Annotated in this window: 11 protein-coding genes; 2 read left to right on the plus strand and 9 right to left on the minus strand. The window is 60.7% G+C overall.

All coding sequences use genetic code 11. The features are described 5' to 3' along the window. Positions 1–2 precede the first annotated feature (2 nt). The 8 genes from WAW39_RS16925 to WAW39_RS16960 form a co-directional block, all read right to left on the minus strand. Complete coding sequence (locus tag WAW39_RS16925; RefSeq protein WP_422320363.1) at positions 3–1,469, minus strand: hypothetical protein; 1,467 nt, start codon at positions 1,467–1,469, stop codon at positions 3–5. 62 nt (positions 1,470–1,531) lie between these two features. Further along, complete coding sequence (locus WAW39_RS16930) at positions 1,532–2,182, minus strand: ATP-binding cassette domain-containing protein (RefSeq protein ID WP_422320364.1); 651 nt, start codon at positions 2,180–2,182, stop codon at positions 1,532–1,534. Beyond that, a complete protein-coding gene (locus WAW39_RS16935; RefSeq protein WP_422320365.1) occupies positions 2,179–2,961 on the minus strand; it encodes an ABC transporter permease in 783 nt (260 codons plus the stop codon). Before WAW39_RS16935 ends, WAW39_RS16930 begins: the two co-directional genes overlap by 4 nt. Before the next feature lie 5 nt (positions 2,962–2,966). Further along, the gene (locus WAW39_RS16940; protein ID WP_422320366.1) at positions 2,967–3,281 is read right to left on the minus strand and encodes a type II toxin-antitoxin system RelE/ParE family toxin; all 315 of its coding nucleotides are present in this window, start codon (positions 3,279–3,281) and stop codon (positions 2,967–2,969) included. After that, positions 3,271–3,501 (minus strand): addiction module protein, encoded by a 231-nt coding sequence (locus WAW39_RS16945; protein WP_422320367.1) that lies wholly within the window; start codon positions 3,499–3,501, stop codon positions 3,271–3,273. The genes WAW39_RS16940 and WAW39_RS16945 overlap by 11 nt, the downstream gene beginning before the upstream one ends. Positions 3,502–3,555: 54 nt before the next feature. After that, a complete protein-coding gene (obgE, locus tag WAW39_RS16950; RefSeq protein ID WP_422320368.1) occupies positions 3,556–4,593 on the minus strand; it encodes a GTPase ObgE in 1,038 nt (345 codons plus the stop codon). A gap of 58 nt (positions 4,594–4,651) precedes the next feature. Beyond that, the gene (locus tag WAW39_RS16955) at positions 4,652–6,475 is read right to left on the minus strand and encodes a hypothetical protein (protein ID WP_422320369.1); all 1,824 of its coding nucleotides are present in this window, start codon (positions 6,473–6,475) and stop codon (positions 4,652–4,654) included. Between the two features lie 88 nt (positions 6,476–6,563). Further along, positions 6,564–7,685 carry a citrate synthase gene (locus WAW39_RS16960; RefSeq protein ID WP_422320370.1) on the minus strand — a complete coding sequence of 374 codons (1,122 nt, stop codon included), beginning with the start codon at positions 7,683–7,685 and terminating at the stop codon, positions 6,564–6,566. Between the two features lie 171 nt (positions 7,686–7,856). Here WAW39_RS16960 and WAW39_RS16965 point away from each other — a divergent pair, with 171 nt between their 5' ends. After that, a complete protein-coding gene (locus WAW39_RS16965) occupies positions 7,857–8,339 on the plus strand; it encodes a low molecular weight protein-tyrosine-phosphatase (protein ID WP_422320371.1) in 483 nt (160 codons plus the stop codon). Here WAW39_RS16965 and WAW39_RS16970 read toward each other — a convergent pair. After that, on the minus strand, positions 8,325–9,926 hold the full coding sequence (locus tag WAW39_RS16970) for an NAD(P)/FAD-dependent oxidoreductase (RefSeq protein ID WP_422320372.1): 1,602 nt from the start codon (positions 9,924–9,926) through the stop codon (positions 8,325–8,327). The genes WAW39_RS16965 and WAW39_RS16970 overlap by 15 nt on opposite strands. Positions 9,927–10,169: 243 nt before the next feature. On the opposite strand from WAW39_RS16970, the gene WAW39_RS16975 reads away from it, so the two are divergent. Continuing rightward, positions 10,170–13,322 (plus strand): autotransporter domain-containing protein, encoded by a 3,153-nt coding sequence (locus tag WAW39_RS16975; protein ID WP_422320373.1) that lies wholly within the window; start codon positions 10,170–10,172, stop codon positions 13,320–13,322. The last annotated feature ends 248 nt before the right edge of the window (positions 13,323–13,570 follow it).

Consider the following 13,570-nt stretch of genomic DNA (forward strand, 5'->3'; position numbering starts at 1 on the left):
CATTACGATACCGGAGGCTTTGCGCGTGCGGATTCTTTGCGTACAGCCACAATCACTTCAGAGGCCAGGCCTTCGACCATCTGCGACCATAATTGCTCACGTCCGGCGATTTTTTCTGGTGACCAACGTCCCGCAAGACTCGTGCCGTCCAGCAGCACGACGAGCTCCGGCTCGGCATATTTGGTGAGCAGGCGCTGGCGCACATCGGATACCAAACGACGCTGAACCTCTGCCTCGGGCGTGGTGGCCATGTTGAAGAGGATCACCAAATTGGCGCACACGGGCTGCCAGGCGGCGGCAAATTCGTCCTCCTCCCCGGCTGGGATGCGCACATACTCCGCGCGCGCCATGCCGCCGAAGCGCTCCCTGATGCCACGGTCCCACACTTCGCGGTGATGAGCGGTGGGTTCGATGGCATGCACGAGCACCTGAATGCGCTCGCTGCCGCCTTCCACCGCACGTAGCAAGGCACGCAGATAGCCGCCCCAATTCAAGGCACGGGCCGGTTGCGCAACCACCCGGCAGCAGCGCGCCGCACCCAGGCCCGCCAGCAGTAGGCGCGGCACCACGATCAGCACCAGCAGAGTGCCTGCGTACAAATGAATCCAGGGCAGTGCAGCAGCCGGTTTCGCCACCTTGCCCAAAGTGCGATGCATGCCGGCGATCTGATCCAGCGGCACGGGAATTCTCAGCACCTTTGAGGCGGGTTTGAACAAGGTCTCAAAAAAGGCCGCGGCCTCGTCGCTCTCTCCCAGCAGGGTACTTTCCCACACGGCACGATATTCGTGCGACCAGCCACGGGCATACAGGGCTATCGCGCCACCTATGGCCAGCAACGCCGCCGCCACATGCAACCATATCCGCAGCCGCATCTGCAAGCGCCGCCAGGCCAGCGGCCAGGCGAGCTCTTCATACCGCGACCGCACGGTTTCAGCCACTCCGCTTTCGACCTCCTTGGTCGCTTTGCCCATGCGCGAGATGCCATGAGCGAGAAATTCCGCCACCCAGCCACCCCGGCCAGCCACTGCGGAGGTCGGCATCAGTTCGCACAACAAACCGAGGACAATCACCACCGCATTCCAGGCCAGCAGACCCACCAGCGGCAGTGCCAGCAGATTGAATTCGCCCGCCTGCCCCAGATCGGTAAACCAATAGCCAGTCACCAGCGCCAAGCCCCATCCCGCCAGCGCCCAAGACCAGCGTCCCTGCGGCACACGCAGCAGATCGAGCACATGGATCAAGTCGCCGCGCCAGCCCACGGCCTCGCGCTCCAGCCACTCGGCTCGTTTGTCCAGAAACGACTCCGAACGCTCCTCCAGCACATCTCCGGTGATCTCCTCGGAGGCCAGTCCGGCACGCGTGTGGGCCGTGGCCTCACGGCGACGCTCCGCATTGACGAGAACGCCATCGGCATCGCCTTCTTCGAGTGCGCGCCATTTCAGGACGCGCTGCCAGTCAGTCCAATCCATGCAGGGGGTGTTTTTGGGACACTAAACGCAGCTTCGGCGGGATTCCAACCGCACAGTGAAAATCATCCCTTCGATTCCACCTCCAGCCGGCCTGCCACCATTCGCAGATGCAGGGTGCCCAGCGCCGCCGCTTCACTGCTGGAATGGGTGACGTGCAAAACGGTGAACGAATGCTCCTGCTGTACGCGCTGCAGCAAGGTCACAGCCTCCGCACGCATGCTTTCATCGAGCGCGGACAGCGGTTCGTCGAGCAGCAGCAGCTTCGGTTGAGCCGCCAGAGCACGAGCGAGGGCCACGCGCTGCTTTTCGCCGCCTGAAAGCATGTCTGGCAGGCGATCCATCAGATGAGCAATGCCAAACTGCTCCGCGAGGCGGTTCACGCGTTGGTTGAGTTCCTCAGGAGCCATGCCGCGCAGTTTCGGGGCGAAGCCGATCTGCTCACGCACGCGCAGGCCCGGGAACAATGCCAGATCCTGCGGCACGTAGCCGATGCCGCGTTCACGCGGTTCCAGATCGGTCACGTCCACGCCATCCAGCAGCACGCGGCCGGAGGTCGGCTGGCGCAGGCCGCAGAGGATTTCCAGGAGCGTGGTTTTGCCGCAGCCGGTCGATCCCATAAGCACCGCGTAGGTGTTGGCCGGGATCGCCACTGTCACGCCCTCCAAGATCGTGCGGCCAGAGACCTTCCAAGTGAGTTGTTCGAGCTGGATCATACTTTTTCCCCCGTGGCACGCACCGCCACCAGCACCAGCACGGCCAGCAGCACCATGAACAAGCTCACCGCCACGGCGGCTTCGAGATTTCCCACGCTGAGCTCCAGCCAGACCGTCGTCGGCAGCACCTCCGTCTTCATGCGCGTGGCACCGGCAAAGACAAGGATGGGCCCAAATTCCCCCAGACTGCGCGCCCAGGCGATGCAAAACGCCGCCACCATGCCGCGCCGTGCCGCTGGCAGCGCGACGTGCCACAGTGCTTGAAATCGGGTGCAGCCAAGCGTGAGCGCCACGTCTTCAGGCCGGGCCGAGAGGTGCTGAAAGGTACCGCGCATGGTGCGGATCGCGAAGGCAGCGGCCACGACGAATTGCGCCAGCACCACGCCGCTGACTTGATAGGTGAAGGGAATCGCCATCTCGATCACCTTGCCAATTTTGGTTTGGAAAAAGATCAGCAAACACAGGCCGACCACCAAGGGAGGCAGAATGATGGGAATATCGAGCGCCGCATCCAGCCAGGATTTGCCGCGAAATTCGAGGCGGGTCATCAAATACCCCACGGGCACAGCCAGCAGCAGCGCGAAACCTGCCGCGAGCGAGCAGGTCACAAGACTCAAGAAGGTCGCATGCCGGATCTCAGGCGAGCGCAGCACCTGCAGCCACGAATCCGGCGTGCTGTACGTCGCCGTGGCTCCGAGCAGCAACGCCCAGAAAAGGAGATAACCCGCTGTGATCAGGGCCAAGGCCAGCCAGCAGAGATTGGAACGGTTCAGGGGCATTGGATTTATTCGGGCTTTCTGAGCCAGAGAGAACGTCGAAGTCTCTCTGGATCCTGCGCTCCGTGGAAAACCGCATAAACGACTACCACGCCACCCGTGAATTCATAATAGATCGTATAAGGAAACCGGCGGACTTTGAAGTGCCTGAATTCATCCATGATTTTGGCAAATCCTTCTGGCATCTGGCAGATCGTTGCCAATGCCGCCTCCAAGCAACGCAGAAACTCTTTTCCAAGTCCAGAGCCTCGCCGCTCCAGCCAGTGGTAGGCATCCGCGATCTCTTGATCAGCCTCGGGTAAAATGATCGACTCAACGGCCATCGCTTCCGAGCAGAGTGTTTTTCACGTCACTCCATGAACGGCCCTGACTCGCACCGCTCACGTAGGCCGCCCTGCGCCGTGTCAATTCCTCGCGCTGCTCTGCGGTGAGAGGAGGCGGCTCCTCAGATTGCGCGATGCGATCCCACATGTCTTCGACCAGCTGAATCTGCTGCGCTGGCTCCAAGAGGGTGAATGCCTGAAGGATGGCTTCCGTGCTCATGGCCTCACTGTGGGTCATGCCAGACGGATTTCAACCAGCCATCCAATCCCGGCCTCACCAGTCCACGTCCTGCCCGATCTTTTCGTCGAGCCACTTGCGCAGCTTGTCGAGGCCTTCGCCGGTTTCGGCGGAGACGGGATGGATTTTGATGCGTTTGAAGCGCTCTTTGAAGTGAACGAGGTTTTCGGCGCTCTCGGGCAGATCGATCTTGTTGGCGATGATGCACCAAGGACGTTTAGCCAGTTCGGGAGAGTAGAGAGAGACTTCTTTGCGCACGATTTCCAGATCGGAGACGGGATCGCGGCCTTCGGTGCCTGCGGTGTCGACAACAAAGAGCAGCACACGACAGCGCATGATGTGGCGCAGGAAATCATGGCCGAGGCCGATGTTTTCGTGCGCGCCTTCAATCAGACCAGGAATGTCCGCGAGACTGCCGCGACGGTTTGGACCAAACTCGATCACGCCGACCATGGGTTTCAGCGTGGTGAAGGGATAGTTGGCAATCTTCGGCTTGGCGGCGCTCAGTTTGGAAAGGAGCGTGGATTTGCCCGCGTTTGGGGCGCCGACGAATCCGGCATCCGCGATGCTGCGGAGTTCGAAGTGGAAGTCACCTTCCTCACCGGGGGTGCCGGGGGTGAATTCACGCGGAGCCTGGTGCGTGGAGGTCTTGAAGTGCACGTTCCCCTTCCCGCCTTTGCCGCCTTTGCAGAGCACGTAGGTGGAATTGGTCTCGGTCAGGTCGGCCACGGGTTCGTAGCGCGTGACGAGTTCATGGGTTTCGTTGTCGTATTCCTGAGTGACGCGGCTGACGAGGGTGCCCGGCGGCACTTTGTACACCACATCCTTGCCACTGCGGCCGGAGCACTGCGTGGCACCGCCCTTGGCGCCGTCCTCGGCGATGAGCTTGCTGTTGAAAACGTAATTGCGCAGGCTGTCCGTGCTGGGATCCACCAGCAGGATGAGGCTGCCCCCGTTCCCGCCGTCGCCGCCGTCAGGGCCGCCTTTGGGACGGAATTTTCCGCGGTGAAAATGAGCGCTGCCATCGCCGCCTTTTCCGGCGCGCGCATGAACTTTGATTTGATCGACAAACATGTGACGGTCCAGTTAACCGGGGATGGGCACGGGAGCAAGGGTTAGCTTCATGTCCCTGCTACTGCGCGGCGGCTTCCCTCTCCCCGCCCGCCACCTTGGCTGGAACGGGGTAGAAGAGCTGCATGGCGCGGCGGATCTGCGGGCTTTTCAGGCTGGCCGCATAGATCGCGTCCGGGATTTTGCGGTTTTTGGCAAACAAATGGTAGGCACTGAGGGCCTCGAAGCCGGCATTCAGCGAACCTTCCATCGGCAGGTAGCTGCGGCCATCGACATTGAGATTCTCGACCATGCCCCAAGGCGGGAAGTAGCTGGCCTTCTCCATGCGTTCGAGCAGGTCATACGTCTCCTGGGACTGCGGATTCAGGGTGGCAGACATCAGGATGTAGTGCGGATGGATGAGCTTTTGATCCGGCAGATCGACGCCGCCCACGTAGTAGCCGTTCCCCGCCTCATTTTCGCCGGCAGAGAGACCGTAGATGCCATTGCGTGCGGCATGGGACTGGGGCCAGCGTTTCGGAATGTAGGCGCGCTGCGCGCCCAGCATGGCGCGGCGTACGCTGAGCCAGCGAACACCGTCATGCGCATCGGGCACGTCACTGTCGAAATCCGGATGGAGCAAACTTTGCAGCTCGGTGATGAAACCCGTGCCCTGCCAGGCCTTGCCCGGAGTGCGCATGGGCGGCGGGCGGTGTTCGGGGTTGGCGATGCCTTCCATGAGCATCACCAGGGTGGTTTCGCCCCCCCAGTCCTGCCAGCCATGCGGCAGGAGGGTGATGCCGTCGTCAGCAAGGCCGTGCGAGAGGTGGCCGTCTGGCAGGTGCAGCAGATCGTAGTCGATCTCTTGGATTTGCAGGATCAGGTCCTCGGCCACAGCAGGGACGTCCAGCATGATCGCCGCCTGCAGCATGGACTGAGTGTAGATCGCCGTGTCCACCGTGCTGTATTCAGTACCCGGATGGATGCTGTAAGCGTTCTCCCGCCCATGCCGGTGTACAAAATGGGGCAGCAGGCCGCGGCCGGTTTTAAGCTTCTTCACCGCTTCATGCGTACGCGTGAGCACCCAGCGCGCGTAATCTGCCGTGACAATACCCAGCGACTCCTGCGCCGCCGCCGCGGAGGCCAGGACATACATGCCCGTGGCGGAGACGGACTCAAAAGCCCCCTCCTCAATGTGAGCGCGGTCACGCACGAAACCGGTCCCGATGGAATAACTGCGGGCGATCTTCGCGTAGGAGGCGAGGAAAGCATAAGAATCCCAGGGAATCTGGGGCTGCTCGATGCCGAGGAACAAGCCGGACACTTTGACTTCTGAACCAGGTTCAGCCGTCCATATGATGGTTTTCCCATCGCGCACTGATTCAGGAGCCACCGGATGGACAAACATGCGGTATTGCGGCTCGTTGAGTTCGATCACCTGCGTCCAGCGCTGTTCGTCGGTGGGAGATTTGATCTCGAGCTTGATCCTGCCACGCCCGGATGCCCTGAGCATGACCGCCGTGACACGTGGCTGGTATCTGGCAGTGACCGGCTCGGGATAGGCATGTGTGAAATCCATCACGCGGCTCGCATTGCGCGCCTGCCCGGCCAGGCTGTGCCACATGCCCGCCCATGCATCAGGCTGCTGGCCGAGGTGCACCACGACTTCATCGGTGAGCCATTCGATCTCATGCTCCGCCGGCCCATGGAAACCGAAGTCGGTACCTATGTGGGTGTAAGCCGTGAATGAATTCAGCCGCTTGGTGCCTGCCAGCACCTGCTGCCCTTCGTCACGGTGAATGAAATACTCCTGCACCGGCTGCCACACGAGACGTGTGGCAGGCTGCGCCATCACCTGCGTGCCGAGCATCACAGCGACGGCTCCGACGGTTGAAAGGAGACGCATGAAGCATCTACGTTAGTGGCAAACACAAAGTTTTACCACCTTTGCAGCATTCAAATTAATTCCTGCCCCACCTTTCGGCCGGGTAGTATCAGCGCTCGTCAATTGGCACGACTTTTTGGCCATACGGCTTGCCGACATACTGGCTGAGGGGACGGAAGAGGCGGTTTTCGCTCCATTGTTCCAGCACGTGGGCGGTCCAGCCGCTCATACGGGCGATGGCGAAGATCGGGGTGAAGAGATCGGTCGGAATGCCAAGGCTGTAGTACACCGTGGCGCTGTAGAAGTCGACGTTCGCATTGAGGCCCTTCTGCTCGCGCATGATCTGGGCGATTCGCTCGGACATCTGGATCCACTTCGATTCGCCGAGCTGGCTGGTGAGCTGGATGGCCATCTCACGCAGATGCGGAGCACGGGGGTCGAGAACCTTGTAAACGCGGTGGCCGATGCCCATGATCTTCTTCTTCTGGGCCAGTGCGTCGGCGACCCAGGCGTCCACCTTGTCAGGGGAGCCGATCTCTTCGAGCATGTGGATCACGCCTTCATTGGCACCGCCGTGCAGCGGTCCTTTGAGAGCACCGATGGCGGCGCTGATGGCGGAGAACATGTCGCTCAGCGTCGAAGCCACGACGCGGGCGGTGAAGGTGGAGGCATTGAAACCGTGCTCGGCATGCAGAATGTAGGCAATGTCGAGGGTCTTTTCGGCTTCCTTGCTCGGCACTTCGCCGTTCATCAGGTAGAGGAAGTGGGCGGCTTCGCTGAGGTCCTTGCGCACAGGCGGCAGTTCCAGCCCCTGACGTGCACGGTGGTAGTAGGCGGCAATGACGCCGATCTGCGAAGTGAGGCGGATGGCGTTGGCCATGTTTTCGCTGACTTCGAGGTCATAACGGCTCAAGTCATAGCAGCCGAGCATCGAGACGGCCGTGCGCATGATGTCGATGGGCTTGGCGGTTTTTGGAGCCGCCTTGAGGAAGTCGATGACACCCTGCGGGAGCTCACGCTCGGCACGCAGCGCCGTGGTCAGCTTGTTGAGTTCGGTGCGATTCGGGAGCTTGTTGTAGTAAAGCAGGTAGACGACCTCTTCGTAGCTGACCTTGACCAGTTCATTGATGTCGTACCCGCAATAGAACAAGATGCCATCCGCTCCATTCACCTCCCCAAGACGGGTTTCGGCAGCAACGATTCCTTCAAGACCTTTGGATACAACAGACATGGGGTGGGCGTGGGGTTTAGGTTTTGGTAGCAGATAGCGTGCTCAAACTACGGCTCAACCAAAGACTCATTAACAGAAAAAGAAATCTTCCGCTGAGGGATGCCCGGCATCCCCTGAGGACAGGAGGTGGTTTTTGTTTGTGAAACACCTCTCACTGGCCTAGCTCCTTCAATGGCCGCCCCTTATCGCCTCCTTTTTGTCTGCCTGGGCAACATCTGCCGCTCACCTGCGGCAGAGGGCGTCATGCGGGCACTGGTCGAATCTAAAGGTTATGCTGATCGTGTCTCGATCCGTTCTGCGGGCACGGCCGGCTGGCATGCGGGCAAACTGCCCGATCAAAGAATGCGCACCGCAGCGCAAAATCGGGGATATGATCTCAGCAGCCGCGCCCGGCAGGTCACGGAGAACGATTTGAGCGAGTACGACCTCGTCCTCGTCATGGACCGGCAAAACCTGCGCGACGTGCAGTCTTTCGACCGCACATCCCAGTTCAGCTCAAAAATCCGCCTCTTCTGCGATTTCTGCACCGCCCACGAAGAAAGCGAAGTGCCGGATCCCTACTACGGCGGTGAGCAGGGTTTCGAGCTCGTGCTGGATCTGCTGGAAGATGGCTGCCGTGGCGTGCTGGCGCACATTCGCTCAACCCTCGCATAAGATCGCCTCAGCCACACGCATGCCATCCGCAGCGGCGGAGATGATGCCACCGGCATAGCCTGCGCCTTCACCTGCTGGATAAAAATGCTTTACGCCGGTGCATTGCAGCGACTGTGCATCTCGCGGGATGCGCGCGGGTGAGGAACTGCGAGTTTCCACGCCTGTGAGCACCGCGTCATCCAGCGCAAAGCCGGGCAGGTTTTTGTCGATGCGCGGAATCGCCTCCTGAATCGTCTCAATCGTGTATTCGGGCAGCACCTCGCACAAATTGGACCACACCACGCCCGGTTCATAGGAAGGCAGGACCTTGCCGGGGCCGGTCGAGGCGCGTCCTGCGAGGAAATCGCCGAGCAGCTGCGCAGGGGCGTGATAGTTGCCCCCGCCAAGCACAAAGGCGCGGCGCTCCAGATTGCGCTGAAACTCGATGCCGCTTAGCACATCCCCCGCAGGCATGTCCTCAGGCCGCACGTCCACCATGAAGCCGCTGTTGGCATTCGATTCTTCGCGGGCGTAGCTGCTCATGCCGTTGGTCACGACCATTCCCGGCTCCGAGGTGGCCGCCACGACGAGTCCGCCGGGACACATGCAGAAACTGTAGGCCGCACGGCCCGTGCCGCAGTGAGCCACGAACTTGTAGGGCGCTGAACCCAGCCGCTTATCCCCGGCCCATTTGCCGTAGAGACTGCGGTCGATCAATTTCTGCGGGTGCTCAATGCGCACTCCGATGGAGAACGGCTTGGCCTCAAAGGGCACCCCATGCCGATGCAGCATGTAAAAGGTGTCCCGGGAGCTGTGGCCGATGGCGAAGATGAAACGCGAGCCTTCGATTGTTTCACCATCCGCGAGCGTCAACGCGCGCATCACGCCGTCTTCGATCACCACATCTGCCACGCGGGCGCCAAATCGAACCTCGCCCCCCAGGGCAATGATTTCCTCACGCACATGCCGCACGACCTTGATGAGCCGGTCCGTGCCGATGTGCGGCCTGCTCTTGATCAAGATGTCCTCAGGGGCGCCTGCGGCCACCATTTCACGCAGCAGCCAGGGGATGCGGTGCTCGCGGTCCCGAATCTGCGTGTAGAGCTTGCCGTCCGAAAAGGTGCCTGCGCCGCCTTCACCAAACTGCACGTTGGATTCAGGATTGAAATCCCAGCCGCGCCGCCAGAAGCCGGTCACATCACGTGCGCGATCCCCGGCCGCCTTGCCACGCTCCAGCAGCAGCGGCTTGAGTCCCGCACGCGCCAGCAGCAGGCCGCAGAACAAGCCGCAGGGCCCGGTGCCAACGATCACCGGTCGCCCAGTGGACGAACGTGCCACGTTTTGCGCCACCTCCTGATAGATCTCCTCCGGAGCCGGGCCGATGCGCGGATTTTTGCCGATGCGCTTCAGCACGCGAGCCTCGTCTTTCACTTCGACCAAGAGCGTGAAGCTGAACTCCACATGCCCGCGCCGGGCATCAATCGCCCGCTGCTTCACCTTGACGCTGACGATATCCTCATCGCGTGCACCCAGCTGTTTCACCACCGCACGACGCAGATCATCTTCTTGATGATCGACGGGAAGGAGAACCTGGGAGAGCTGAAGCATGGGGAGCGGGAATTGGCGGCAGTGCCAATAGCCCACGTCCAAGCCATATCAACCCTGCTTCGTGTTCTCAGCCGCATGCGCGTGGCATCCTCACACATTGCCTGCATGGCCGCGTAAATGAATCGAGGGGCCAGGGCTGGAGCATGGACATATCAGTAGGGTTTCACCCCATTGTTGGCCAAGGGCGGCTGGCACGAGGCTTGATGCGTCAAAACGCAATCCACTCAAACCCAACCAACAAAGATGACCACACTCGAAAAACGCATCGCAATCCTAGCAGGAGCGCGCCCCTCAATATGGCGGGCGGCCTGGTGCAGTCTTGGCCTCATGGCCGGGGGCATGCTGTTGCTGGAAGCACCAGCGCATGCGCAGAGCCTGGGGGCGGCATCGAACTTTTCCGTTCTGGGGGGCTCCACTGTGACCAACACAGGGCCCACCCTCCTGATTGGTGATCTGGGTGTGAGTCCGGGATCAGCGATCACAGGCTTCCCACCAGGGAGCGTGACAGGGACGATTTATGTGGGGTCGGACGCGCCGGCGGTCAATGCGCATGCGGACACGTTTACGGCCTATTCTGTCATCTCAGGGCTGGCGGTCGATACCTCCCTGACGGGTCAGGACCTGGGTGGATTAATCCTGACTCCGGGTGTGTATAATTTCACCAGCTCGGCGCAGCTCACGGGTCAGCTGACTCTGGATCCTCTGGGCGATTCGAACGCGGCTTTTTATTTCCAGATCGGAAGCACACTGACAACAGCGGATTTCTCCTCTATCACGGTCGTGGGGAGCCTGCAGCTCGCGAACATCTACTGGCAGGTGGGCAGCTCGGCCACGCTGGGGATCGGATCGGCCTTCGCAGGCAACATCCTGGCCTTGGAAAGCATCACGCTCACCACTGGTGCCAGCCTTTCAAGTGGCAGGGCGCTGGCGATCACCGGCGGCGTGACCCTGGACACCAACAGCATCAACAATGGTGGGCTGGCAGGCGCGCCCATTGGCCTCAACGGCACTTACTGGAAGGGCGGCAACAGCAATCTGTGGTCGGAAATGAACTGGTCTCCAGACACCACCGGCGCGGTGGACCAATTTATCCCGGCCATGGGTGCAAATGTGATTTTTTCCGTGACAGGTGTGGTACCGCTCCGTCAGGACACCTTGCTTGGCGTGGACCAGAACATCGACAGTCTGGTCATCAATGACAGCGTGGCGGTGAGCATTTCTGGTGCGAACACGCTGACGATTTCGGGCACAGGACTGCTGTCGGGCATCCGGGTCAACAATGGCGCGGGGTTGGTCACGATCGGGAGCAGTCTGGTCCTGGCGGGCACTTCCCAGACGATCAGCGTGAACAACGTCGCAGGAATGGTGATCAGCGGTGTGGTCGATGGCACCATCGGCCTGACCAAGGACGGACTGAAACAGCTCACTCTGACTGGTGAGAATATTTACACGGGCCCCACGATCATCAATGCAGGCACCCTGCAGGTGGGCAATGGCCTCACCGGGTCCATTGCGGCGGGCTCGCTGGTCACCGTGAACGCTGGAGCAAACTTGCTCATTGATCTGGTGAACGGCGGAGTGTGGAGCAATGCCGTCGTCAACAACGGCCAGGTCAAATGGATCGCGCCAGGGAACAACGTCCAGGCGGCGACGAGCGTGATCAGCGGAACGGGCAGCATGCTGATCACCAGTCCGGGCAACACGGTTCTGCTCGGGACGAACACCTTCAGCGGCGGGACGACGATCAACACGCCAGGCAATGTTCTGGTGGGCAGTCCCTTTGCCAGCACTTCGACCGCCTTTGGCACCGGCACGCTGGACATTCTGCAAGGCAATGTGGACACGCTGGGCGGCCAGCTTCTGCAAATCAATGTCGGCGGTTATGTGCAAAGCGGCGGCCAGATCAGCATGCATTTGCAGGGCACCACTCCCGGCACCTACACGCAGTACAATGTGACGGGCACTGCTGCGCTGTCCGGCGGCACGGTGTTCGTGTATGATGACAGCGGCCTGTATGTGCCCAATGGCGCATCGGCTGGCAACCCGACCGGCGACAGGCAAACGATCATCCAGACCACGGGCGGATTGACTGGCCAGTTCGCCTCCAACGCGCCCTTTTCGAGGTTCTACAACGCTCAGTTCAACCAGAACTTCTTATACCATCAAGGTGACACTCTGCTGTACCCGACTGTGACCTACGATGCCAACAATGCTTACATCACCTGGGTCCAAGATGCTTACACTTCGGTGCCGGGCCTGACACCCAACCAGGCCGCGGCGGCCGGAGGTCTTGATGGTTTCCAATTTCTGAATCCTGGGAATGCCGCAGTCACCTACCTCAATGGACAGCCTGTTTCCCGGCTGCCGGGCCTCTATGACCAGATCGCGCCGGATGAAATGACCGCGATTTTTCAGATGGGTTTTCACGCGGCTGAAATTCAGGCGGCGAGCATCCAGCAGCATCTGCAGCAGGTGCGTGACGGTGCCCGTCGCGACAGCAGTGACCTGACGCGAAACACCATCGCATCTTCGGCGGATGGCAAAACAACTGCATCCACTGTCACCGAGCCCTACGAGCGACGCTGGAATTTCTTTGTCGAAGGCCTGGGCGGAAACGCCAATGTGAGCACGACCAGCAATGCGAGCGGTTACAACTTCAACACCATCGGCACCATGATGGGCGCCGACTACCTGCTGAACGACCACTTTGCCTTTGGTGGCATGGGCGGCTACACCCGGTCGAATGCCAGCCTCGTCAATGGAGGCAGCATTCAAGCCGACAGCTTCCGTGGTGCGGTGTACGCCACCCTGTTTGGCGGCGGCTTTTATCTCGACGGGCAGACCGGCCTGACCTACAGCTCCTATGACACCGACCGCTCCTCCCTGCTGGGCCGTGCGACCGGCAGCACGAATGGCGTGGCGTTCAACTCCATGATCAACGGCGGCTACGACCATCATATCGGCGATGCGACCGTAGGGTTGTTCTCCTCACTCGGCTACACGCGGGTGAACTTTGACAACTTTACCGAAAGTGGCTCCCTGACTCCCCTGAGCTATCCCAAACAGCACCAGGAATCACTGCGCTCCAACCTCGGTGTCAGGGTCAGCTACTCGACTCAAGTGGGCCGCATGAGACTTACCCCGCAGGCGCGCGCTTCCTGGCAGCACGAGTTTCTCGACAGCATGCAATCCATCGATTCCAGCTTTGTCGCGGGTCCCGGCCCGATGTTCAGCGTGAATGGTCCAGCCATTGGCCGCGACAGCCTGCGGCTCAGCACCGGTGTGCACCTGCAGATCACTCCCACCGTGGGTGCCTACCTCTTCTACGGTGGCCAGTTCGGGCGCACGAACTACACCTCACACAATGTGACTCTGGGCGTGAACATCAGTTTCTAACACGCCTCTTCGGAGGATGTGAGCGAGCCGCTGCTTAAGCGCGCTCAGCTTGATATCTGTGCGCTGGCACCAAGCAGAATAAACACCTGCTTGGTGTCCAGATGTACGGGAGGCAACAACTTCATGTAAAGGAAGCCAATGACAGCGACCGGCTTGAGAAGCCGGACCACCCTTTGCGCCTGGCAGATGCTTTGATGTCAGCTGTCGCACTCGCGGCATGCCATTGATCTCCACGCCTCATGACTCAT

The sequence above is a fragment of the Prosthecobacter sp. genome, from assembly GCF_049294395.1.
In the GTDB taxonomy this organism is placed as follows: domain Bacteria; phylum Verrucomicrobiota; class Verrucomicrobiia; order Verrucomicrobiales; family Verrucomicrobiaceae; genus Prosthecobacter.

Excerpts from the sequence above, each read along its gene's own strand:
- WAW39_RS16945 (WP_422320367.1), bottom strand. The coding sequence starts at position 3,501 with ATGAGCACGGAAGCCATCCTTCAGGCATTCACCCTCTTGGAGCCAGCG.
- WAW39_RS16960 (WP_422320370.1), bottom strand. The coding sequence starts at position 7,685 with ATGTCTGTTGTATCCAAAGGTCTTGAAGGAATCGTTGCTGCCGAAACC.
- WAW39_RS16965 (WP_422320371.1), top strand. The coding sequence starts at position 7,857 with ATGGCCGCCCCTTATCGCCTCCTTTTTGTCTGCCTGGGCAACATCTGC.
- WAW39_RS16955 (WP_422320369.1), bottom strand. The coding sequence starts at position 6,475 with ATGCGTCTCCTTTCAACCGTCGGAGCCGTCGCTGTGATGCTCGGCACG.
- WAW39_RS16930 (WP_422320364.1), bottom strand. The coding sequence starts at position 2,182 with ATGATCCAGCTCGAACAACTCACTTGGAAGGTCTCTGGCCGCACGATC.
- WAW39_RS16975 (WP_422320373.1), top strand. The coding sequence starts at position 10,170 with ATGACCACACTCGAAAAACGCATCGCAATCCTAGCAGGAGCGCGCCCC.
- obgE (WP_422320368.1), bottom strand. The coding sequence starts at position 4,593 with ATGTTTGTCGATCAAATCAAAGTTCATGCGCGCGCCGGAAAAGGCGGC.
- WAW39_RS16940 (WP_422320366.1), bottom strand. The coding sequence starts at position 3,281 with ATGGCCGTTGAGTCGATCATTTTACCCGAGGCTGATCAAGAGATCGCG.
- WAW39_RS16970 (WP_422320372.1), bottom strand. The coding sequence starts at position 9,926 with ATGCTTCAGCTCTCCCAGGTTCTCCTTCCCGTCGATCATCAAGAAGAT.
- WAW39_RS16925 (WP_422320363.1), bottom strand. The coding sequence starts at position 1,469 with ATGGATTGGACTGACTGGCAGCGCGTCCTGAAATGGCGCGCACTCGAA.
- WAW39_RS16935 (WP_422320365.1), bottom strand. The coding sequence starts at position 2,961 with ATGCCCCTGAACCGTTCCAATCTCTGCTGGCTGGCCTTGGCCCTGATC.